This window comes from Rhodococcus sp. JCM 9793 (assembly GCF_055380405.1).
This window is the reverse complement of record NZ_AP043721.1, coordinates 5,473,728-5,496,470: the sequence shown is the minus strand read 5'-3', so window position 1 is coordinate 5,496,470 and position 22,743 is coordinate 5,473,728. Positions and strand designations below refer to the sequence as shown.

At 65.3% G+C, this 22,743-nt stretch carries 20 protein-coding genes; 12 read left to right on the top strand and 8 right to left on the bottom strand.

All coding sequences use genetic code 11. From position 1 onward, the window contains the following. Positions 1–9 precede the first annotated feature (9 nt). The gene (locus ACZ46K_RS27540; RefSeq protein WP_464745883.1) at positions 10–2,307 is read right to left on the bottom strand and encodes a DEAD/DEAH box helicase; all 2,298 of its coding nucleotides are present in this window, start codon (positions 2,305–2,307) and stop codon (positions 10–12) included. Positions 2,308–2,436: 129 nt separating this feature from the next. On the opposite strand from ACZ46K_RS27540, the gene ACZ46K_RS27535 reads away from it, so the two are divergent. The 8 genes from ACZ46K_RS27535 (at position 2,437) to ACZ46K_RS27500 (ending at position 12,568) form a co-directional block, all read left to right on the top strand. After that, positions 2,437–4,863 carry an ATP-dependent Clp protease ATP-binding subunit gene (locus ACZ46K_RS27535; protein WP_464745881.1) on the top strand — a complete coding sequence of 809 codons (2,427 nt, stop codon included), beginning with the start codon at positions 2,437–2,439 and terminating at the stop codon, positions 4,861–4,863. Between the two features lie 93 nt (positions 4,864–4,956). Beyond that, positions 4,957–5,838, top strand: coding sequence for a glycosyltransferase (locus ACZ46K_RS27530; protein WP_054807342.1), 882 nt, complete (start codon positions 4,957–4,959; stop codon positions 5,836–5,838). A gap of 293 nt (positions 5,839–6,131) precedes the next feature. Next, a complete protein-coding gene (locus tag ACZ46K_RS27525) occupies positions 6,132–7,316 on the top strand; it encodes an acyl-CoA dehydrogenase family protein (RefSeq protein WP_464745879.1) in 1,185 nt (394 codons plus the stop codon). Continuing rightward, the gene (locus ACZ46K_RS27520) at positions 7,307–8,662 is read left to right on the top strand and encodes a phosphotransferase (RefSeq protein ID WP_464745877.1); all 1,356 of its coding nucleotides are present in this window, start codon (positions 7,307–7,309) and stop codon (positions 8,660–8,662) included. The genes ACZ46K_RS27525 and ACZ46K_RS27520 overlap by 10 nt, the downstream gene beginning before the upstream one ends. A 99-nt stretch (positions 8,663–8,761) precedes the next feature. After that, positions 8,762–9,475 carry a siderophore-interacting protein gene (locus ACZ46K_RS27515; protein ID WP_054807893.1) on the top strand — a complete coding sequence of 238 codons (714 nt, stop codon included), beginning with the start codon at positions 8,762–8,764 and terminating at the stop codon, positions 9,473–9,475. A 264-nt stretch (positions 9,476–9,739) separates the two neighbouring features. Further along, positions 9,740–10,825 (top strand): 3-deoxy-7-phosphoheptulonate synthase, encoded by a 1,086-nt coding sequence (locus ACZ46K_RS27510; protein WP_464745875.1) that lies wholly within the window; start codon positions 9,740–9,742, stop codon positions 10,823–10,825. Between the two features lie 52 nt (positions 10,826–10,877). After that, positions 10,878–11,711 carry a MerR family transcriptional regulator gene (locus tag ACZ46K_RS27505; protein WP_054809800.1) on the top strand — a complete coding sequence of 278 codons (834 nt, stop codon included), beginning with the start codon at positions 10,878–10,880 and terminating at the stop codon, positions 11,709–11,711. Continuing rightward, a complete protein-coding gene (locus tag ACZ46K_RS27500) occupies positions 11,708–12,568 on the top strand; it encodes a hypothetical protein (RefSeq protein ID WP_464745873.1) in 861 nt (286 codons plus the stop codon). The genes ACZ46K_RS27505 and ACZ46K_RS27500 overlap by 4 nt, the downstream gene beginning before the upstream one ends. Here the strand turns inward: ACZ46K_RS27500 and thpD are convergent. Further along, entirely contained in the window at positions 12,552–13,439 is an 888-nt protein-coding gene (gene thpD, locus ACZ46K_RS27495) for an ectoine hydroxylase (protein ID WP_464745871.1), read from the bottom strand. The two genes, ACZ46K_RS27500 and thpD, sit on opposite strands and share 17 nt — an antisense overlap. Positions 13,440–13,606: 167 nt before the next feature. Between thpD and ACZ46K_RS27490 the strand changes: the two genes are divergently transcribed. Further along, complete coding sequence (locus tag ACZ46K_RS27490; RefSeq protein ID WP_464745868.1) at positions 13,607–14,032, top strand: VOC family protein; 426 nt, start codon at positions 13,607–13,609, stop codon at positions 14,030–14,032. Positions 14,033–14,055: 23 nt separating this feature from the next. On the opposite strand, the gene ACZ46K_RS27485 is transcribed toward ACZ46K_RS27490, so the two are convergent. Together ACZ46K_RS27485 and ACZ46K_RS27480 are read right to left on the bottom strand one after the other, a co-directional pair. Further along, a complete protein-coding gene (locus ACZ46K_RS27485) occupies positions 14,056–15,060 on the bottom strand; it encodes an AraC family transcriptional regulator (RefSeq protein WP_464745866.1) in 1,005 nt (334 codons plus the stop codon). Between the two features lie 2 nt (positions 15,061–15,062). Continuing rightward, positions 15,063–16,274, bottom strand: a complete 1,212-nt coding sequence (locus ACZ46K_RS27480) for a pyridoxal phosphate-dependent aminotransferase (protein ID WP_054806306.1) — start codon at positions 16,272–16,274, stop codon at positions 15,063–15,065. Between the two features lie 112 nt (positions 16,275–16,386). Between ACZ46K_RS27480 and ACZ46K_RS27475 the strand changes: the two genes are divergently transcribed. Next, positions 16,387–16,977, top strand: a complete 591-nt coding sequence (locus tag ACZ46K_RS27475; RefSeq protein WP_464749493.1) for a carboxymuconolactone decarboxylase family protein — start codon at positions 16,387–16,389, stop codon at positions 16,975–16,977. Between the two features lie 23 nt (positions 16,978–17,000). On the opposite strand, the gene ACZ46K_RS27470 is transcribed toward ACZ46K_RS27475, so the two are convergent. After that, a complete protein-coding gene (locus tag ACZ46K_RS27470) occupies positions 17,001–17,924 on the bottom strand; it encodes a sigma-70 family RNA polymerase sigma factor (RefSeq protein WP_464745864.1) in 924 nt (307 codons plus the stop codon). Between the two features lie 96 nt (positions 17,925–18,020). On the opposite strand from ACZ46K_RS27470, the gene ACZ46K_RS27465 reads away from it, so the two are divergent. Both ACZ46K_RS27465 and ACZ46K_RS27460 read left to right on the top strand, forming a co-directional pair. Beyond that, on the top strand, positions 18,021–18,638 hold the full coding sequence (locus tag ACZ46K_RS27465) for a GyrI-like domain-containing protein (protein WP_464745862.1): 618 nt from the start codon (positions 18,021–18,023) through the stop codon (positions 18,636–18,638). Next, positions 18,635–19,126 (top strand): NUDIX hydrolase, encoded by a 492-nt coding sequence (locus ACZ46K_RS27460; RefSeq protein WP_054806307.1) that lies wholly within the window; start codon positions 18,635–18,637, stop codon positions 19,124–19,126. The genes ACZ46K_RS27465 and ACZ46K_RS27460 overlap by 4 nt, the downstream gene beginning before the upstream one ends. Before the next feature lie 36 nt (positions 19,127–19,162). Here ACZ46K_RS27460 and ACZ46K_RS27455 read toward each other — a convergent pair whose 3' ends face one another. Genes ACZ46K_RS27455 through ACZ46K_RS27445 form a run of 3 tightly spaced genes read right to left on the bottom strand, consistent with a single transcriptional unit; the run spans position 19,163 to position 22,635 of the window. Further along, a complete protein-coding gene (locus ACZ46K_RS27455) occupies positions 19,163–20,176 on the bottom strand; it encodes an MBL fold metallo-hydrolase (RefSeq protein ID WP_054809795.1) in 1,014 nt (337 codons plus the stop codon). A 7-nt stretch (positions 20,177–20,183) separates the two neighbouring features. Further along, a complete protein-coding gene (locus ACZ46K_RS27450; RefSeq protein WP_054809794.1) occupies positions 20,184–20,966 on the bottom strand; it encodes an enoyl-CoA hydratase/isomerase family protein in 783 nt (260 codons plus the stop codon). A 46-nt stretch (positions 20,967–21,012) separates the two neighbouring features. Next, positions 21,013–22,635: an AMP-binding protein gene (locus tag ACZ46K_RS27445; RefSeq protein WP_464745859.1), complete on the bottom strand. Its 1,623-nt coding sequence runs from the start codon at positions 22,633–22,635 to the stop codon at positions 21,013–21,015. Positions 22,636–22,743: the final 108 nt, after the last annotated feature.

Sequence of the window (22,743 nt, the reverse complement as noted above, 5' to 3'; positions counted from 1 at the left end):
GCGGGCCGTTCACAGCAGTGTGGACGCAACCGGTGGTAGTGCATCCCGCCGGCACAGCCGGGTCTGGTCGACCAGGTCGAGGGTCCGCAGGTAGTGGCGGACCAGATCTCCACCCGACTGCCCTGAATCGGAGGCCACCTGCAGTGCCGCGGCGAGTCCGTCGCCGCGCGCCAATCGGTGGATCGCAGCCACCGGCGCCGGATCGGGCTCCGGGCTCACCGTCAGGCCGTGTCGTTCCTCGGCGGCGGCGAGTTCGCCCCACAACCGGACCGTCGCGCGCAGTGCCTCGTCGACCGCGGGTGTCATCCGTCCTGCGGTTGCGGCTGTGCGACGGCGATTTTCGCCGAGCACGCTCGACGCGACCGCGGCCAACTCGGCCGGCTCGAGTCCTGACCAGGCGCCGGTGCGCAGGCACTCCGATACGAGAAGATCACTGCTGCAATAGATCCGGCTGAGCCGATGGCCGTCGTCGGTGACGTGTGCGTGCCCGCTGGCCGGGTCGAGTAGTACGTGGCCGCGCTCGTCGAGCAGCACAAGAGTGCGATCGAACGTCTCGATCAGCCGTCCCGAAACCGCGTGTACCTGTCCTCGTAGCAATTCGGTGTCCGCGTGCAGGGCACTGCGCCGGCCGGCGAGCGTCAACAGGTGGTCGCGGTCGCCACGACGATGACCCGGGTGAGACCGGATCGCCCGCGCAAGGATGGTGACGGTGTCGGACGGTGCGGTGTTGCGGGCATCGGCCAGTCGGTCGTACAGGCTTCGGTATTCGGCGAATCCGTCGGCCTCGCCGAGTTCTGCGTCGAGCGTGGCGAGTGTCGCCGTGTTGACCCGGGCGGCCGCTGCCAGCGCGGCGACCGAGTTCTCCGCCTGGAACTGAGCGAACGAGCGACCGAGCAGCGCGCGGGCACCGTCCACGTCGAGATCGTCGACGAGGTTGACCGCCGTGTTGTATCCGACGCGCAGTGAACTGTGCAGGGGGTAGGTGCGGGTGGAGGCGAGTCCGGCGACTGTTGAGGGGGAGATGTCGGGACTCCACAGCACCACGGCGTGTCCCTGTTCGTCGATGCCACGCCGACCGGCACGTCCGGTCAGTTGGGTGTACTCGCCGGCAGTCAGCCGTACCGGTCCGTCGGCCGTCGGTTTGTCGAGGCGTTCCAGCACGACCGTCCGGGCAGGCATGTTGACGCCCACCGCGAGTGTCCCTGTCGCGAAGACCATTTTCACCAGGTTGTGGGCGAAGAGTTCTTCCACGGTGTGCCGGAATGCGGGGACCAGGCCCGCGTGGTGCGCGGCGAATCCGCGTTCGAGCCCGTCGATCCAGTCTGCGTAGTCCAACGCATCGAGATCGGAGGGAGGCAGTGCCGCGGTGTGTTTCTCCGCGATGGACCGGATGGCGGACAAGTCGGATCCGTCGGTGAGCCGCACCGAGGCCTCGAGGCATTCGGTGACCGCGGCGTCGCACCCGGCGCGGCTGAAACGGAACCAGATGGCGGGCAGGAGTTGTTCGGATTCCAGGCGTGCGACGATCTCGGGTCGGCCGGCGCCGGCGGGTACTGGTCGGTGGCTGCGTCGTCGCCGTCCGCGTCCGGGGCTCGGTGGCGGGGCGGCCTCGACGAGTCGTCGATGCGCGATGTAGCGGTCGAGGGTGTCGTCGATGGCTCCGTCGACCGGCGACAACAGATCGAACAGGCGGCCTCCCGCGAGCATGTGCTGGGTGAGCGGCACCGGTCGGGTCTCCTCGACCACCACGGTCGTGTCGCCGCGGACGCGGGCGATCCACTCGCCGAACTCCTCGGCGTTGCTCACCGTCGCCGAGAGACTCGCGAGCCGCACCGATGCCGGGAGGTGCAGTATCGATTCCTCCCACACCGCGCCGCGCTCGTTGTCGGCGAGATAGTGCACCTCGTCCATGACGACGTGGGTCAGACCGGTCAGTAGCGGAGAGTGGCCGTGCAGCATGTTCCGCAAGACCTCGGTGGTCATGACGACCACGGGTGCGTCCGGATTGTGCGTGACATCGCCGGTGAGCAGGCCGACCCGATCGTCGCCGAATCGTGCCGTGAAGTCATGGAACTTCTGATTGCTCAGCGCCTTGATCGGTGTGGTGTAGAAACACGTCCCGTTCGACCCGAGGGCGAGATGGGCTGCGAACTCGCCCACGATCGTCTTCCCGGCTCCGGTGGGCGCGCAGACCAGGACATCGCGGTCGTTCTCGAGTGCGCGGCAGGCGCGAATCTGGAATTCGTCGAGAGCGAAGTCGAGCTCGGCCGCGAACAGTGTGAGCTGCGGCCCGTACTGCGTGTGCACGTGTCCACGTTACGCGGACCCCCTGGTCCATGCGGGGTGTGTCATGGATCACTCTGTGTCGGGAATTGATCGCGAGGTATGCACGTTAGTTGAGTACGTATGACTCAAGTTCAACAGAAAGGCTTCGGAATGCCGTCATTCTTCGGGCCTGGTGGCCCCGGCCGCATCGACATCTCGCGCTTCATGAGCCGCGGAACGCAGGAGCTCATGGCTGCTGCCGCCCGTTTCGCAGCGGAACGCGGCGACGCGGATCTCGATGCGCTGCACGTTCTGCGTGCAATGGCTGAGCAGGACCCGGCCCGGACGGTCATGACCCGCTCCGGTGCTGATCCCGCCGATGTGATCGAGGCCGTCGAGCAACGACTCCCGCAGGACAGCCCCGGGAGCGGCGTGACCGCGCCCGCCCTCAGTGGCACGGTGAAGACCGCGCTGCTCGAGGCTCACCAGCTCTCACGTGCACTCGGCTCCACATACATCGACCCGGAACATCTGTTCTTCACGCTCGCGGCAGACCAGACCCGCGCGCCGGGTCGTCTGCTCGCGTCGCTGGGTGTCACCCCGCAGGCGCTGCAGACAGCACTCCAGTCGGCTCCCGCATCGTCTGCGGAGGCCGAATCCTCGACACCGACCCTCGACAAGTACGGCGTCGACCTCACCGACCGTGCTCGAAACGGCGGGGTGGACCCCGTCATCGGCCGTGCCGACGAGATCGAGCAGACCGTCGAAATCCTCTCGCGTCGCACCAAGAACAATCCGGTGCTCGTGGGCGAGGCCGGCGTCGGCAAGACTGCGATCGTCGAGGGCCTGGCCCAGCGCATCGTGGACGGCGATGTCCCGGACACTCTGCGCGACAAGCGCATCGTCCAGCTGGACCTGACCTCGATGGTGGCCGGTACCCGCTATCGCGGCGACTTCGAGGAGCGCCTCACCTCGGTGCTCGACGAGATCACCGCGCAGGACGGCGCGCTGATCGTCTTCATCGACGAACTGCACACCGTCGTCGGTGCAGGTGGCGGCGGCAGCGAGGGTTCGATGGATGCGAGCAACATCCTCAAGCCCAAGCTTGCCCGCGGCGAACTGCACATCGTCGGTGCGACCACGCTCGACGAATACCGCAAGCACATCGAGAAGGATCCGGCGCTCGAGCGGCGATTCCAGCCCGTCACGGTGGGTGAGCCGTCGCACGGCGATGCCGTGACCATCCTGCGCGGACTCCGCGACCGGTACGCAGAGTTCCACGGCGTGCGGTATGCCGACGAGGCGATCGAGGCGGCGGTGGACCTGTCGGTGCGGTATCTGCCCGACCGTCACCTTCCCGACAAGGCCATCGACCTGATCGACCAGGCCGGAGCGCGGCTGCGGCTGCGCACCCCGCGGGACGACGCCGATGCGCTCCGAGAGCAGATTGTGTCGCTCGAGGCGGAGAAGGACGCTGCCGTTGCGGCCGAAGACTACGAGGAGGCGTCGCGGATCCGCGACGGGATCGTGAAGGTGCAGGCCCGGATCGATTCGGGCGCACCTGCGAGTGACGATGCGGAGGTTCCCGTGGTCGACACGGAGCTGATCGCCGAGATCGTCTCCCGTGCAACGGGTATTCCCGTCACCCGGATGACGAGTGGCGAGAAGGACCGGCTCCGGAACCTGGAGAGCGAGCTGCACGAACGTGTCGTCGGGCAGGACGAAGCCGTCCGCGCGGTGGCCCGCGCGGTCCGGCGTAGTCGCTCGGGGATGAGCGATCCGGGCCGACCGGTGGGCAGCTTCCTGTTCCTCGGGCCGACCGGAGTCGGTAAGACCGAACTGGCGAAAGCCTTGGCAGAGGTGTTGTTCGGAGACGATCGGTCGATGCTGCGCATCGACATGAGCGAGTTCGGTGAGCGGCACACGGTCAGCCGGCTCGTCGGCGCCCCGCCCGGGTACGTCGGGTACGGCGAAGCCGGCCAGCTCACGGAGAAGGTGCGCCGCAACCCGTATTCGGTGGTGCTGCTCGACGAGATCGAGAAGGCGCACCCGGATGTGTTCAACACACTCCTCCAGGTCCTCGACGACGGTCGCCTGACCGATGGCGAAGGCCGCACGGTCGACTTCAGCAACACCGTGGTGATCATGACGAGCAATCTCGGATCGGACATCATCTCGAGCCGCGGTGGCGCGCTCGGATTCACCACCGGTGACGCCGAGGCTGCCGAGAAGCCGTTGCGCGACAGGGTGATGGCTCGGTTGCGCGAGACGATGCGACCCGAGTTCCTCAACAGGATCGACGAGATCGTGCTGTTCCGCAAGCTCGACGACGAACAGTTGCGACGCATCACCGATCTGCTGCTCGACGACACTCGGAAGAAGCTGGCAGACAAGGGTATCGACCTCGACATCGATGGTGTGGCCGTAGACTGGCTCGCCGATCGTGGACACCAGCCCGAGTTCGGTGCGCGTCCGCTGCGTCGCGCGATTCAGCGTGAGGTCGATGATCGCATCGCCGATCTGCTGCTCGACGACGAACTCGTCGAAGGCGGTGCGGTGACCGTAGTGGTCGAGGACGGAGAGCTGGTCGTCAGGTGACCGGAAACGGTTGGTAAAGAAATGCTTCGGCCCGCCCCGGGTGGCAACACCTGAGGCGGGCCGTGTGCTGTGTGGGCAGTAGCATCGAGCGTCATGGTCACACGCCCCGGACTGTCCGTCATCGTTCCCGTTCACAACGAGGAGGTATACATCGGGCCGTGCCTCGATGCGTTGATCGAGCAACAGGGCGACCTTCTCGAAATCATCGTGGTCGACAACAACTGCACGGATGCCACCGTCGATGTTGTGCGGCGTGCGCAGGAGAGATGCGCGAAGATCACACTGGTGGAGGAGGCGAAACCTGGTGTCGCGCATGCGAGAAATGCCGGATTCGACGCGGCCGCCGGCGACATTCTCGGGCGGGTCGATGCGGATACGCGAGTCCGTCCGAATTGGGCTCGGGTGGTGTGCGACTACTTCGGCAGGGGTGACACCGAGGAGGTCGGTGCCATCAGCGGACTGAACAATTCGTACGATTCGCCGTATCGGTCGCTCAAGCGGTGGTACGTCGAAAAGCAGGTCCAGCGTGGAATTTTCGGTGGAGAACGCCCATACCGGAATCTGCACGGAGCCAACATGGCGATTCGGCGAACCGCGTGGGAGCGGGTTCGTGAAGACGTGAGCGTGGCTCCGGATATCCACGAGGACCTCGACCTCGCCCTGTGTCTCGGTGCGGCGGAGGTCCCGATCGTCCAGCTCAGCGACATGCGGGTGGATATCTCGCCAAGGCGGGCGTTGACCCCGCCGCGGGAGTTCGGGTCCTATATCGAATCCGGTGTGAAGACCTTCGAGCTGCACGGGCGGATGACGCCGGAGATCCGCCGTGCCCTGGTGCTGCACGAGAGGTTCCACGTCCTCGTCTACCTCGCCTACAGGCCGTACGACCCGGAGCTCGGCCGGTTCTCGCTGCGGGCGCTGCTCGGGAAACCGCAGGCTCGCACGATGCCGGTGAGTGAGGTAGGCGAAGCACGATAGTGCGGGATGCGCGCTGTGTGAAGGTGGGGAGACGAAACCGGCGGGCCCCGCGCTCGAAAGCGACGGGACCCGCCGTAGGCGGGGACCGGGAGTTCGCTGCAGCCCACAGCTCTCCGCTCAGTCCTCAACAGGCCCACTGATGAATATAGGTTAGGCAATCCTTATGTGCAAGGGGTAGGTTTCGAAGTCGTCGATCAGGCGCTGGATCGAACCCGGCCGGCAGGAGCGCACACGCTGACCCGCAGCGATCGAAACGCATGTGAACGCATGTGTGTGCCGATAGATTGTCAGCCATGACAGCGAACCGGCCGGAGGGGCGGGTGGCAGAGCTGTGCACCCGCATGCGCTCCTTCATCGACGACGAGGTCGTCCCCCTCGAGCCCGTCCTCTCGCGGCATGACGACGAAGCGGCCGCGGCACTCACCCGACTGAAATCCCGCGCGAAAGACCTCGGGTTGTGGGCGCTCGGGCATCCCCAGGAGATCGGCGGGGGAGGAGTGCCGTTCCTCGACTTCGTCTATCTCAACGAGATCATCGGCCGCTCCGAGTTCGGGCAACTTGCCGTGGGTTCGGTGTCGATGCAGGACGCGCTGATGCTGCATCGCCACGGCACCGACGAACAACGCCGCCGCTGGGTCCCCGGACTCGTGTCGGGAGAGGTCCTCCCGTCCGTCGGAATGACTGAACCCGAGGTAGCCGGATCCGATCCGATTCTGGTCCGGACCACCGCAACCCTCGACGGAGATCACTGGATCATCAATGGACACAAGTGGTTCACCACTGGAGCCCGGGAGGCCGGCTACTGCACGGTGTTCGCCCGCACCGAACCCGACTCGACAGCGTTGCACCGCAGCATCAGCGCGATCATCGTCCCCACCGACACTCCTGGCTTCGAGATCGTCCGCTCCATTCCGACGATGGGTCACGATCCCAGCGACCACTACGAGGTCCGCTACACCGATGTGCGGGTACCAGCGACGAACCTGCTCGGCGCGCGCGGCAACGGATTCGTCGTCGCACAGGACAGACTCGGGCCGGGCCGGATCTTCCATTCCATGCGCTGGCTCGGGCAGGCGCAACGTGCGTTCGAGATGATGTGTGCGCGCGCCAACGAACGATTCGCCCACGGCTCGTTGCTGTCCGAGAAGGGCGAGATCCAAAGGTATGTAGCCGAATCGGCCGCGGAGATCCACGCGTCGAGGCTGATGACGCTCGACGCCGCCCGGGTCATGGATTCCGGCGAGGACGCGCGAGTGCAGATCGGGCTCGTGAAGTTCTGGGGAGCTCGGATGCTCCACAACGTCATCGACCGGGCTATCCAGGTGCACGGCGCACTCGGGCTGACGGCCGACACGCCGCTCGAAAGGATGTATCGCCAGGCCCGTTACGCGCGGATCTACGACGGGCCCGACGAGGTGCACCGCATGTCCACCGCGCGACGACTCCTGCGTGACGGGGAGACGGCGCCGTGGAAGTAGCGGCGGACATCGCCGACATCCTGTCGGCGCACTGGGGAGCGACGGTGTCGGTGACGGACCTGCGCCGGCTCACCGGCGGTGCCAGCCGACAGATCTGGTCGTTCGACGTGGTCCGCAGTGAGGGCGCGGGCGGTTACGTGTTGCGCCGCGACCCGCCCGGCCACGGCGACGCACCGCGGATGCGCGCGGAAGCTGCATGCCTACGCGCGGCACGCGCGGCGGGAGTACCCGTGCCGGAGGTCGTCGTCGCGGCCGACGCCGCACCGGGACTGGACGCCCCCTTCCTCATCATGGAACGCGTAGCGGGCGAGAGCATTCCGAGGAGGATTCACCGGGACGAGACGCTCTCCGAAGCGCGGGCGGGACTGGCCGAGGAACTGGGCGGGATACTCGCCCGTATCCATGCCGTGCCCGTCTCCGAGGTTGCGATGCTCGGCGCCGACGACCCTTTCGACGTGATTCGGGACCTCTACCGCTCGTTCGACGAGCCGCGACCCGTCGTCGAGATCGCCCTGCGGTGGCTCGATCGGCATCGTCCGCCGATGCGTGGTAAAGCACTGGTGCACGGTGATTTCAGGCTCGGGAACCTACTGATCGGACCCGGCGGCACCGAAGCCGTTCTCGATTGGGAACTCGCACATGTCGGAGATCCGGTCGAGGATCTGGGGTGGCTGTGCGTGCGCGCCTGGCGTTTCGGTGGTGACGCGCCGGTGGCCGGGATCGGTACACGTGACGACCTGCTCGACGGATACGAGCGTGTCGCCGGGTGGCGTCCCGACCCGGAGGATCTGCACTGGTGGGAGGTCTTCGGCACGCTGCGTTGGCTCGTGCTCGGCCGGTTCCAGGCGCATAAGCACATCTCGGGAGCAGAGCCCTCTGCCGAGTTCGCGGCAATCGGTAGGCGGGTGTGCGAATCCGAATGGGACGTGCTTCGCATCCTGGGGCTGGTCGACGGCGCGGTGCTGCCCCCGGACCCGGTGCCTGAGACCGAACCCCATGGCGACCTGCACGGGCTTCCCGGCGTCTCCGATCTGCTCGATGCGGTGATCGAGGAACTCGGCGGTGGTATCGCTCCGTCGCTCACCGATCCCGGTGCGGCGTATCGCCTGAAGATCTGCACGAGTCTCCTGCAGGTCGCGCGGAGGGAACAACAGCTCGGCTCCGGCCAGCGGGCAGTGCACGCCGGGCGTCTTCTTCGTGTGGGCTGTCGCAACGAAGCGGAGTTGGCTCTTCGCCTTCGAAGCGGGATGCTCGATGTCTCCGATCGAGATGTGCACTCCGCGGTGATCGGTGCGGTCGTCCAGCGACTGCGTGTCGCGAACCCGAGGCACCTCCCCCGACCTTGATCGGTGCGAAGTTATGTAAGGCAAACCTATCGTCGCTGCGTTAGGATCGGTCGACGATTCCGGTGGGGGATCGTCGACCGATGATGGATAGGTGGCGGTATGGCCGAGAAGTCTCGCGGATGGCAAGGTGCGGTTCTCAAGCTGCTCCGCGCCGACGACTACGAGCTGACCGTCACGAGCCGCACCGAGATCACCGAGCACTATCTGCGGATCGGATTCACCGACGGCGGCCTGCTCGCGGAACACCCGGTGCACCCCACCATGTGGATCCGCATGTGGTTTCCCGACGGGGACAAGGTGCACCAACGGGGCTACACCCTCGTCGACATCGACGTCGACGCGGGGACCTTCGACATCGACTTCGCGATACACGACGGATCCGCTGCGAGGTGGGCGCAGACGGTGGCGCCCGGCGAGAAGATCGGCGCCACCGTGATGGGATCGAAGTTCGAGGTACCCGACGTGACGCCTGCGGGTTACCTCGTCGCCGGCGACATCGCCTCACTGCCCGCCATCAATTCTCTGCTCGCCTCGATCGGTGACGTACCCGCGACGGTGTGGATCGAATGGGTGCACGAGAAAGACCGCACTCTCCCACTCGACGCAGGTCCGAACGTCACGGTGAAGTGGATCCAGCGCGCGAACGAGGGAAGGAGTCTCGCCGACGCGGTGAAGGCCGAGACCTTCGATGCGCACGACCACTTCGGTTGGGTTGCGGCGGAAGCGAAGTGGACGCGCGCGATCGCCTCCGCGTTCAAAGGCGAGTTCAAGATCCCCAAGAAGCACGTCAAGTCACAGGCCTACTGGATGTAGCGGACGTCGGATCTCCACACGCACACGATCGGCGCGGCCGGGTCCTGTGAGGGTGAGGCGGCCGTCACAACCTCTCGTTGGAACCTTCTGTTACGCTCGTCGTCATGCAGCGCGCATATTTCTGGTTTAGCAGGCCGGCCCTGGGTGGGCCGGTCGGCGTTACCACGCGCTGACTTCTTCCACCTACGAGCCGGATTACAGACCGGCTCGCTGGGTATCACAGCTTCCTCGAGGGTCGGCCTGAGAACAGGAACCGAAAACCCGATGAGCACTCGAACCAACAGCATCTCCACCGCAAATCTCGACGATCAGCGCACCGTGCGGATCAGCCCGCTTGCGGCGCCGTCCGTGGTGCGTGCTGAGCATGCACCCGACGAGGTTGCCGCCGCGACCGTGCGTTCGGGCCGTGCTGCCACCGTCGACATCCTGGACGGCACCGATGACCGTCTCGCCGTCATCGTGGGCCCGTGCTCGGTGCACGACCCGGCCGCCGCGATGGACTACGCCCGCAAGCTCGCCGCGAAGGCCGACGAACTGCGCGATGACCTGCACATCGTGATGCGCGTGTACTTCGAGAAGCCCCGCACGACGCTGGGCTGGAAGGGTCTGCTCAACGACCCGCACCTCGACGGTACGTACGACATCAACACGGGTCTGCGCATCGGCCGCAAGCTGCTCCTCGACGTGTCGAGCCTCGGTCTGCCCGTCGGCTGCGAGTTCCTCGACCCGATCCTCCCGCAGTACTACGCCGACCTGGTCACCTACGGCGCAATCGGTGCCCGCACCGCCGCCAGCCAGGTGCATCGCCAGCTGTGCAGCGCCCTGTCGATGCCGGTCGGCATCAAGAACTCCACCGAAGGTGACGTGCAGGTCGCGGTCGACGGCACGCGTGCCGCCGGTGCGAGCCACGTGTTCCCCGGAACCGATCTCGACGGCCAGGCTGCGCTGATCGAGACGGTCGGCAACCCCGACTGTCACGTCATCCTTCGCGGCGGCAGTGCGGGACCGAACTACGATGCGGAGACCGTCGCCGACACGATGGCTCGCCTGCGCAAGTCGGGATTGCCCGAGCGCGTGGTCATCGATGCGAGCCACGGCAACAGCAGCAAGAACCACGAGAAGCAGGTCGACGTCGTCGCCGACATCTCTGAGCGCATCGTCGCAGGTGAGAAGCGCATCGTCGGCGTCATGCTCGAGAGTTTCATCGAAGCGGGTCGTCAGGATCTGACGCTCGGGAAGTCGGAGGAGCTCGAGTACGGCAAGTCGATCACCGACGCGTGCATCGACTGGGCGACCACCGTCGATCAGCTCGACCGTCTCGCAGAAGCGGTGCGCGCTCGTCGGGCCTAGCAAGTCGCAGCACACTTGACCCCGACGTAACGTCAGGGTTGATGCTGGGGTCATGAGAATCGGCGAACTGGCCGCAGCCGCAGACACGACCGTACGCACGATCCGGCACTACCACCGGCTCGGGTTACTGCCGGAGCCACCGAGGTCCTCCAACGGGTACCGCGTGTACTCGGTGGAGGACCTCGTGCGTCTGATGCGTATCCGCTGGCTCGCCGGTGCCGGAGTTCCGCTCGGCGCGATCCCGACGGTGATCGGCGCAGCGGGATACAGCGCAGGGGCCGACGGTGAAGCGCGGGACGATCTCACCGCAGATCTCGAAGCGTTGATCGCCGACCTCGACGCCCAGCTGCATGCACTGGAAGGGAAACGGCACGCGTTGACAACGATGCTCGACGGACATCGTCGCGGCCAAGCCATCTCACCACTTCCCGAACCACTCATACGGGCCTTCGACGAGCTCATCAGCGGTGAAGACGATCCCCGGACGCGGAAGGTCTTCGAACACGAGCGTGACAGCTGGGAACTCGTCGCCCTGTCCGGACAGGCGCCGCAGGAATTCCTCGATGCCGTGACCGGGATCCTCACCGACCCGGCCCAACGGGAAGCCGTGATCGCCATGTATCGCAGATTCGGCGCGCTGGCGGGCCATCGGCCCGACGATGTCTCGGGCGAGATCGAGGCGGTTGCCGAAGGGATGGCCGAGTTCCTGACCGTGTTCACCGATCAGAGAGATCGTGGCATTTTCGGGGAATGGGTTGCGACAGCTGCCACCTTCGCAGCACACGGTGAGGCGATGATGTCCGAAGTGCTGCCCGATCCCGCGCAGCGGGCGGTTGCGATGCGGGTCATCACCCGGGTCGCCGAAGCGGTGGGAGCACCACGATGACCAGGTCTGGAGCACGTCGACTGCACCTGGTGACGGTAGTGATCACGATCCTGGTGGGTATCGTCAACGCGGGGCTTGCGACGCTCGGGATTCTGAGCCCCGGAGCAGCGTTCGGGCTGTGGCTGGCAGTTGAGATTCCGCTCGGTGTCGTAGTCGGCATCATCACCGTGCTGCGCATCCGATCCCTGCGACGCGAGGGACTCGGGTGGAACGCGATTCTCGACGAGGTCACCGGGAAGATCGCAGCCGACCTCATTCGGTTCGAGGTACGCGGCTACCGTGCGATATGGCTCTTCGTGCGCCGGCGTTACGACGGCGGAGGACCCGGGGTGGTACCGCTCGGATATACGAAGGGCACGTTGGGTATCCCGATGGCGTTCCTCATCGCATGCGTCATCGAAGCCGTGGTCGTTCACGTGCTGGTGCCGTGGCCGGCGATCCGCGACACGCTGCTCCTACTCTCGATCTGGGGTCTCATCCAGATATTCGGGATCCTCGCAGGTCGGATCACGCACCCGCATCTGCTGACGGACAGTCGGCTGACGATCCGGGCGGGACATCAGGTGATCGTGGAACTGGACCGGCGGGATGTCGCTCGGGCTCTCGAGCGACGGCGGTGGGAGCACACGTCTCCGATCGTCGACGATGACGCGCTGTATCTTCCGGGGCCGGATGGCACCTGTCTGGATCTGGTGCTGACCGAAGCCGTCGACGTCACGCTCCCGGCCTTCTTCGAACACAAGCGCGCCACCGCCTCGGTATCGCGCCTGTCGTTGCAGGTCGACGATCCCGAGGCGGTCGTAGCGCAATTCAGGGCAGCACGGCTCCGGCCGGAGCAGTTCAGGACAGAGGCGTGAAGTCCCTGCTGCCGAGGTACGACGGACGCGGCTTGCCTGCAGCAAACGGCTCGACAGGCGTGTTCTCGATGCTGTTGAACACCACGAACAGATTGGATCGGGGAAGCGGTGTGATGTTCCCGTTCGATCCGTGCATGCAGTTCGAGTCGAAAACTGTTGCTGAACCTGCAGATCCGCGGAACGTAGTGATGCCGAACTCGGCGCACATCCGGGTCAGAGTGTCTTCATCGGGCGAGCCCGTCTGCGGAACGTGGGTCACGAGCGACTCTCGGTAGTAGTCGTCCGGAGTCTCGCCGGCGCACGAGACGAACGTCTTGTGCGAACCCGGCATGATCATCAATCCGCCGTTGTACCCATAGTTTTCGGTCAACGCGATCGAGATGCTCAGCGCGCGAGGGGTCGGCATGCCGTCCTCCGCGTGCCAGGTCTCGAAGTCCGAGTGCCAATAGAACGGGCCACCGCGGAATCCCGGCTTCACGTTGAGTCGGGACTGGTGGATGTAGACGTCGGAACCGAGCAATTGCCGTGCGATACCCGCAATTCCAGGGCGTCGGATGATCGAATCGACCAGGTCGCTCAGGCGATGTACATCGAAGATGGAACGTACATCGCCGCTCGCGTGCTCACGGACCACACGTTCGTCGTTGCCGAGTTCACGCCCGAGTCGGGATGTCTCTTCCAAAAGGTTGCCGACATCATTTGCGGCGAGAAGTGCTTCTGTAGTGTGGAATCCGCGCGTTTCATACGTGTCGACCGCCGAAGGATCCAGTGGCCCGGGAGATGAACCCCAGACGACAGGATCCATTCGCACGATGGATTCCGGAACAATTCGGTTGCGAGTCGGATAATCATCCTTCACGACCGTGTACATATTTTCCGAATCACCCTCTCGAGGATAGACGATGGTTCTATCCGACCGTCTCAGAACCGGGCCGTATTTGCAACCTGGCAAATAGGGTGCGCGCCGGGAAACGCCCTGCTCGTCGCCTCGGGGATCGAACGCGGGACCCTGTCGGAGATGCGCAGTAGGGTCGCGACATGGGATACGAATTTCAGGTCACGGTCGATTGCAACGACCCACACACTCAGGCGCGATGGTGGGCCGAAGCGCTCGAATGGCGCGTCGAACCCAGCGACGAGAATTTCATTCGCGGCCTCGTGGAGGCCGGTCACGCACGAGAAGAAGATACCGAGATCTTCGACGGCACGCTCGTGTGGCGCGCGGGGTCTGCGATCACCGACCCCGACCACCCACTCCGACCCAGAATGTTGTTCCAGAGGGTCCCGGAGGGAAAGACCGTGAAGAACCGAGTGCACCTGGACATCCAGGCGGGAGACAACCGTGAGGCGGTGGCCGAGCGTCTGGTCGCTGCCGGCGCCACGATGCTGCATCGCGGCAGTCAGGGTCCCTACGAGTGGATTACGATGGCCGACCCGGAAGGCAACGAGTTCTGCCTCTGTTGACAGCGGTGCTCAGTCCGAGACGCTCAGTCGCGCGCGCGGTAGGCGCGCGGCGTGTTCCCCGTCCACCGCTTGAATGCGCGGCGGAACGCACTCGGCTCGGAGAAACCGAGACGCGCCGACAGATCGTCCACCGGTTCGCCCCGCCGTAGTCCGGCGATTGCGAGGTCGCACAGTACTTCCTCGCGGAGCCGGCCGAGGGAGGTGCCCTCCTGGCGCAGCAGTCGCCGCAGATGTGGTGGGCTCACCGCGAGCATGTCGGCGATCTCGTCGGTGGTTGCAGTGCGACCCTGGATGCCCGACTCGAAGATCCTCCGCACCTGGCTGGAGACCGTCGATTCGTAGTCGCGTTCCGACAACATGAGATTCGGGGAATCTCGGAGATACTCTTCGAGCGACTCTTCGGTCCGGATGATCGGCGACCGCATGGCCGAATTGTCCATCTCGAGCGCTGCGCGTCCTGCATCGAAGGTGACGGGAATTCCGAAAATCGCATCGTAACTGCGGGCGAGGATCGGATCGGGCTCCGCGTAGGGCAGCGACACCGACACCAGCGGCACCCGGCCGCCGACGAGCCACGCTGCGAAACGGTGCAGGAGCATCAACAGGAAATCGACTGTCACACGGGTCTTTTCCGTTACCTCATCGGGAAGGTCCACATCCAGGTGGGTGCTCGTCTCGCCGATGGTCAGACTCAGTGTCGGAAGTCCCTGAAGGACCCGGTTGACCTCGATCATGCGCGTGAGGGCATGCGCGAGATCCGGACAGTGGATCAGCGTCAGCGTCATGATCCGGAACGACCCGCGCGGCACAGGACCTGCGCCGAGACCGAACAACTCGTCGCCGGTGATCTGCCATACCGCACGGGTGAACAGGCTGACCTGTTCTGGAGTCAGCCGCGCATGCGGCTGGGCGAGGACCGCTCGGCTGATCCTGCCTGCGCCGAGCGCAGGGGTGAGGTCGATGCCGTCGGCCGCCGCCACACTCACCGCTCGACTGACGAAATCGGAGGGGATCGTCGGTGCCGACACGCCTATGGAGCCTTTCCGATGTTGTGGACTCGCCGGACGTCGTGCAGTCGCTGGGCTGCTTCGGTGAGAACGTCGTCGCGTTTGCAGAAGGCGAAGCGCACCAGATGATTCCATGAAACAGGGTCGTCGACGAACACACTCACCGGCACCGCAGCGACACCCACCTTCTCCGGCAGCATCCGGCAGAACTCCACACCGTCGCGGAAGCCGAGCGGTGTGATGTCCGCGCAGACGAAGTACGTTCCCGCAGAATCGAGCACGTCGAATCCGGCCTCGGCGAGCGCACCCGACAACAGGGTCCGCTTGCGCTGCAGATCGTCACGCATCGAGGCCACCCATGATTGTTCGTGGGTCAGAGCGTGCGCGATCGCCGGTTGGAAGGGCGCGCCGCCGACGAACGTCATGAACTGTTTCGCCGCGCGCACCCCGTCGATCAATGCGCGGGGGCCGATCGCCCACCCGATCTTCCAGCCGGTGACGTTGAAGGTCTTCGCGGCGCTCGACACCGTGATCGTGCGCTCCGCCATTCCCGGGAGTGATGCGAGAGGAGTATGACGACGTCCGTCGAAGACCAGGTGCTCGTACACCTCGTCGGACAAGACCAGCAGATCCCGGTCGCACGCGAGTTCGGCGATCGCCGCCAGGCTGCCGTCGTCGAACACGGTGCCGGTCGGGTTGTGTGGGGTGTTGACGACGAGCATGCGTGTGCGGTCGGTGACCGCCGACCTGAGGGCATCGACGTCGAGGACGAATTCGTTGCCCGAGCGGGTCAACGGCACGGTCCGCCGGGTCGCGCCGGCCAATGCCACAGCGGCCGCGTAGGAGTCGTAGTAGGGCTCGGTGAGCAGCACTTCGTCGCCGGGTTCGACGAGACCGAGCAGCGCAGCGCTGATGGCCTCGGTAGCGCCGACGGTCACGAGCACCTCGGTGTCGGGATCGCATTCGAGGCCGTACCGTGCCGACCGGTCGGCGGAGATCGCTGCCCGCAGCGTCGGGATCCCGGACCCGGGCGGGTACTGGTTGACCCCGTCGGCGATTGCTCGTCGGGCCACCTCGAGCATCTCGGGTGGTCCGTCGGTGTCGGGGAAGCCCTGCCCGAGGTTGATCGCACCGTGCTCGACGGCGAGCGAGGTCATCTCGGCGAAGATCGTGGAGGCGAACGGTCGCAGCCGGGCGACGGTACGGGCCTGTCGCGAGTTCGACGATTCTGGCATTTCTGCAGGGTAGCCGGTGCGTGTATGCCGTGTTCGCTACCGTGTCACATCTCGGTGCGCTGTCTCGTCCAACAAGTGCAGGATGACAACGGCAAGGCCGAGGAGGCAGATGATGACGCGGATACCACCGTTGACCCCCGAGCAGGCGGGATTGACGACGAAGGCGATGTACAAGGTTGCGGGTCGCATGTTCGATCAGATCCCCGAGCCGTTCACCGTGGTGGCCTACCACCCCGGATTGCTACGTGCGAGCGGTCTGCACGAAATGCTCGCCGATCGAGCATCGAAGGTGCTGCCGAAGAACGTGCGGGAGATCGCGGTATATCGCACCGCGTGGACCGTGGGTTGTTCGTGGTGCGTGGATTTCGGGACGATGCTGCAGCGACTCGACGGTCTCGACACCGATCGGCTCCGGCACATCGCCGAGTACGCGACCTCGGACCTCTACAGCGACGACGAGAAAGCTGCAATCGCGTATGCGGATGCGATGACCGGTGACGTGGCGAACGACGTGACCGACGAGCAGGTCGCCGATCTCGAGCGGCGGTTCGGGCGTGCGGGTGTTGTGGAACTGACGTACCAGATCGGGCTCGAGAACATGCGTGCCCGTATGAACTCGGCGCTCGGTATCCACGACCAGGGCTTCAGCACGGATGCGTGCCGTGTGCCGTGGGCGGATGAGCCGTCGGGATCTGCTGAATAACCTGTGCGGCCGACCATTCACCTTCATCCCCGCGGCTCGGTGGGCAGCCGCACGCCACCGAGTTTTGCGGGGTTGGCCATGTCGTAGGCGGCCCACACACGACCGTCGCGGACAGTGACGCCGAGTACGCGACCGGGGAAGCCCTGATGGGTGTCGTCGCCGGCCGAACCGTGATTGAGGAAACCCAGTTCGCCGTTGACGAGGGCCGGCTTCAGCGACGTGAGTGCATGCTCGCCGTAGAGATGGACGAGCCCCAGGAAGAACCGGGCGAACTTGTCGGGGCCCGCGATGACGTTGATCGCTGTGCGGGTGGTGCCGCCCGCATCGCCGATCATACGAGCGTCCGGGTGGAGGGCTGCGATCACCGTGTCGACATCGCCGGTGGCGATGGCTGCCATGAGCTGCTGTACCGCGTCTTCGTGTTCGCTCGCGGATGGGGGCGGCGGGGCGTCGGCGGCGGCACGCCGACCACGCGATGCGAGTTGCCTTGCTGCAGGAACTTCGATGTCGAGAATGCGTGCTACCTCGTCGAATGGGACACCGAACCCGTCGTGCAGCACGAATGCGATCCGCTGTGTGGGTGTGAGGGTATCGAGCACGACCAGTGCGGCCAGGCGATTGTCCTCATTGCGCACCACCTGCTCCAGCGGATCGGGAGGCGTCGCGCCCGCGATCGGTGTGACGATCGGCTCGGGCAGCCACTGCCCCACGTACTTCTCACGGCGAACCGCGGCCGATTTCAGTTTGTCGAGGCAGAGGTGCCCGACCACGGTGGTCAACCATGCCCGCAGATCATCGATGCTGTCGGCGTCTGCGCCGTCGAGCCGAAGCCATGCATCCTGCACCGCGTCCTCGGCATCGGCAATGCTCCCGGTGAGCCGGTACGCGACCGACAACAGGTGGCCGCGGTGTTCCTCGAACGATTCCGCCAGGGCAGGTGCGCGCATATCCTCGATGCTACGACTCAGCGGACGCGGAACGTGAGACTCGATCGGGCACGGGACGTGGCAAGACGGGGCGAGCGACATCGGACGAGGGGATGCATGGAGAAATACGACGTCAAGCGCGCACACAAGAAGTTGTATTTGCCGTCGACCAAGGAGTTTACAGAGGTCGACGTACCCGAGTTCCGGTATCTCGCGATCGAGGGGATCGGCGACCCGAACCGGAGCACGGCGTACGGGGAGGCTGTCGAGGCTCTGTACAGCGTGTCGTATGCCGTCAAGTTCGCGTCGAAGCGGGACCTCGGACGTGATGCAGTCGTGGGTCCGTTGGAAGGCCTGTGGTGGGCAGACGACATGTCGACCTTCGTCACCCGCGACAAGCAGGCCTGGAAGTGGACGATGATGATCAGCCAGCCTCCGTGGATCACCGACGAGATGATCGAATCGGCGAAGTCTGCTGTGGCCGCGAAGCGGAATCCGGTGGCGTTGCCGAAGTTGTATTCGATGAGGTGGACCGAGGGAAGGTGCGTGCAGATCCTGCATATCGGATCGTACGACGATGAAGGACCGACTCTCGAAACGCTCCATCATCGTGTGATTCCCGAGCGGGGCCTGGTCTTCAACGGAAAGCATCACGAAATCTATCTGAGTGATCCACGGAGGGTCGCGCCGGAGAAGCTGAAAACCGTTCTTCGTCAACCGGTTACCAGCGCATGACGGTCATGAGCGCGGGTCTGCTGCTGTATCGCATCGACGACACGGGCCTGCTGGAAGTGTGGCTCGTGCATCCGGGTGGGCCCTATTGGGCCGGCAAGGACGACGCCGCGTGGTCGGTACCCAAAGGCGAGTACGGCGACGAAGAGGAACCGCGCGACGTCGCCCTGCGTGAGTTCGAAGAAGAGTGTGGATTCGCCGCGCCCGACGTGCCGTTGACTCTGCTCGGCCGCTACAAGCAGCCGTCGGGGAAGGTCGTGAGCGTCTACACCGGCGAGACCACGACCGACCTGCAGTTCGTCTCCAGCAACATGTTCGACCTCGAATGGCCCCCGAAATCGGGAGCTGTTCAGCAGTTCCCGGAGGTCGACGCCGCGCAGTGGTGGTCGCTCCCCGAGGCCGAGGTGAAGCTCCACAAAGGGCAACGTCCGCTCCTCGAGGGGCTGCGGGCACACCTCGACAATGTCGGCAGCCGCTATCGCACGGAATGACCGGAGTTCTCGGGGTGGTGCTTCTGGTCGAGTGGCTCATCGCCTGAGGCTCTGCTCCGGACCTCCGGGGTCGCCGGTGGGCTGCGGCCAGAATCGTGGGAACGGAGTTCGAGCCGATCCCGGTGCCACGAAAGAGTGCTCGGCAGCGGCGTGCACACGGCCGTTCCGCACAACTATCGCACCGCTGCCGACCATCGTGGCGATGAGTTCGCCGGACAGAGTCTCCGGATCTGTGCGCAAGAGCCGGGCAGCATCCGTCAGCCATGCCCGAGCGTGAAGGTACGGCTCGATCCCGTCGGTGTCGATGCCGTTCCGAATCATCAATGAGTAGGCAAGGATTCTCCGAATCCCGTACCAGACGGCGCTATCCGGATCGTCGACGAGTCGCCCTGCGCGACGTAGCGCGTGCGTGAAAGCGGCGGCCGGATCAGCAGGAATCGGTCCGTGCGCAGGCAGCACGACACGTGGTGCAAGGTACGCGAGCCGTTGGAGTGACGCCAACGCAGTCGCGGCGGCACCTGGGCCATCGAGGGCGACATTGACCCAGCCGACATCGTAGTCGGACAATGCATCTCCGACTGCGAGCAGCCCTTCGTCGGGTTGCCACAAGGCGAGGTGCCCCGGTGTGTGCCCCGGAGTATGGATCACCTCCCAGTCGGTGTCCCCGAGGCGGAGTATCCGGCCGTCGTTCAGAGCCTCGTCGACGGTGTACTGCGCGACCGGCTGGTCGAGATACTCCGCCAGGCAACATCCCGGATCCCGGCGGGCGAGGGCCGCAGCGTCCGGGACGCTGGCGGCGATGCCGGCGCCCCGTTGCTGCAGTAGAGCATTGCCTCCGACGTGGTCGGCGTGCCAGTGGGTGTTGACAACGCGATGCAGACCTCGGGTGTGAGCATCGACCCAGGTGGCGGTGTCGTGTGCGTGTCCGACGAAGCCGCTGTCGATCAGCGCGGGCTCGCGCCCGGTGATCAGAAGTAGGTTGGAGTCAGGGAATGGTCGTTGCTGCCAGATCACCCAGTCGGGCAGTAGTTCATGTGCGCTACCGGTCATCGGTCGATCACCAGTCTGCGGGACGGCCCTTGAGCTGCTCCCAGTACCGGCGGTGGGCGCGGCGCGACGCCTCGCTCGTCATTCCGGCGGCGAGCTCCTTTTTGTCGAGCGGGTCGGAGAGTTCGGCGATGTCGCGCAGGGCAGGGGCCTGCAAGGCGCGTTTGGTGTAGGCATAGTCGTCGAGGCAATCGTCGGGGGTGAGGTCGGCGATCGCCACGGCCCGGTCGACTACTTCTTCCGCCGGCACGACCTCGTGCAGAATTCCCATGGCGTGGGCTTCGTCAACGGTGAAGATCTCGCCCTGCAGGCAGGTTCGGGAGGCCACCGGCTGCCCCCAGGCGTAGGTGAGCATACGCAGATAGACGGCCGGCATCGGGATGCCGATATTGACCTCGTTGATCCCGAATCGTGCATCTCCGGCCGCGCCGACGGTGCGATCGCACACTGCGGCAGTGATCAGACCGCCCGCAAACGCGTGCCCATTGACCGCGGCGACAGTCGGACGGGGATAGGTGAACAACCGCATGTTGGTGGCACGGTAGTCCTGGAACCACTCGGCGACCTTGCCGGTGTCGCCGGCGAAAAGCCGGAAATGCTCACCGAGGTCGAGACCGGCAGAGAAGCGGGCGCCGACCCCGGTCAATACGACAGGGCACTCAGCGTGGTCGCGTTCGAGGCGGTCGAATGCGTCGTGCAGGTCGGCGAAGAACGCACGGTTCTGCGCGTTGACCGGGTTGGTGTTCATGGTGACGACGGCGACGCGTCCGCGGCGTTCGATGGTCCAGCTCATGAAAACTCCTTCGTAGGGCACGTGAATGTTGCACGGGGTGTGGGTGTCAGGGTGTGAGACCGAGCATGTCGACTGCGTGTTCTCGCATCTCCACTTTGCGGATCTTTCCGCTGGCGGTCATAGGGAATCGGTCGACGCAGTGCACGTACCGCGGGATTTTGTAATGCGCGAGCCGGTCCTTGCAGAAAGCGCGCACTGCCGCCGCGTCCAGGGGTGCGGCGCCGTCGCGCAGTCGCAGCCACGCCATCAGCTCCTCGCCGTACTTGGCGTCGGGTACCCCGATGACCTGGGCGTCGAGGACGTCGGGGTGGGTGTAGAGGAACTCTTCGATCTCCCGCGGGTGGATGTTCTCACCACCGCGGATGACCATGTCCTTGATTCGTCCGGTCAGGGCCACGTAGCCTTCCTCGTCCATTATCGCCAGGTCACCGGAGTGAATCCAGCCGTCGGGATCGACGGTCTCGGCTGTCTTGTCCGGCTGGTTCCAGTAGCCGAGCATCACCGAATAGCCACGGACATAGAGTTCGCCGGACGCGCCGCGAGGCACGGTGTCGCCCGTGACCGGGTCGACGATCTTGAGCTCGACGTGGGGGTGGGCTCGGCCGACGGTCGATACCCGACGGTCGAGCGGGTCGTGCGCCCGGGTTTGGGTCGAGGCCGGCGAGGTCTCGGTCATGCCGTAGGCGATGGCAACCTCCGGGGCCCACGCGGTGACCTGTTTCATCACTTCCACCGGGCACGGGGAGCCGGCCATGGCTCCGGTGCGGATCGAGGACAGGTCGTAGGAGTCGACATGGGGGACGTTGAGGATGCTGATGAACATAGTGGGCACGCCGTACAGGGAGGTACAGCGTTCCTCGGCGCAGGCGCGAAGGGTGGCGACCGGATCGAATGCCGGGGCCGGGATGACGACGCATGCGCCGTGTGTGACCGAACCGAGGTTGCCCATGACCATGCCGAAACAGTGGTAGAACGGCACCGGCACGCAGATCCGGTCGTGTTCCGTGTAGCCGAGCAACTCGCCCACGAAGTACCCGTTGTTGAGGATGTTGCGGTGCGAGAGGGTCACCCCCTTGGGGAATCCTGTGGTGCCCGAGGTGTATTGGATGTTGATCGGGTCCTCGGGCGTCAATCCTGTCGTAGCCTCGGCCAGACGGTCCGGCGTGATCTGGCTTCCGCGGCGGAGCAGGGCCCCCCACTGCTCCTCGTCGAGATAGACCACCGTCTCGAGGGCGCGGCAGTGGGGCGCGACCTCGGCGACCATCGCCGCATGGTCGGACGATTTGAAGGATGAGAGGGCGAACAACAGCCGGATTCCGGACTGGGTGAGCACATACTCGAGTTCGTGGGAACGATAGGCCGGATTGAGGGTGACCAGGATCGCGCCGATCTTCGCCGTGGCGAACTGCACGATGGCCCATTCGGCACAGTTCGGGGCCCAGACCCCGACCCGGTCGCCGGGGATGATGCCGTCCTCGAGCAATGCCTGCGCCACGGCGTCGACGTCGGCCCGCAGTTCGGTGTAGGTCCACCGTCGTCCGGTGGCGACCTCGACCAATGCCTCGCGGTTGGGGAATCTCGCGACGGTGTGATCGAGGTTCTCGCCGATCGTCATGTCGAGCAATGGCCGGTCGGTCGGGCCAGCGGCGTGACTGAGCGTGGTGTCCATGTTCATCCTCCGTTTCTCGAGGATGAATGTGGACCTTCGGGCCCGATGAACAGAACCTCCGAAGGTAGGTCCGCCGCTGCAGTACCTACCTTGGTGGGTATGGCATTG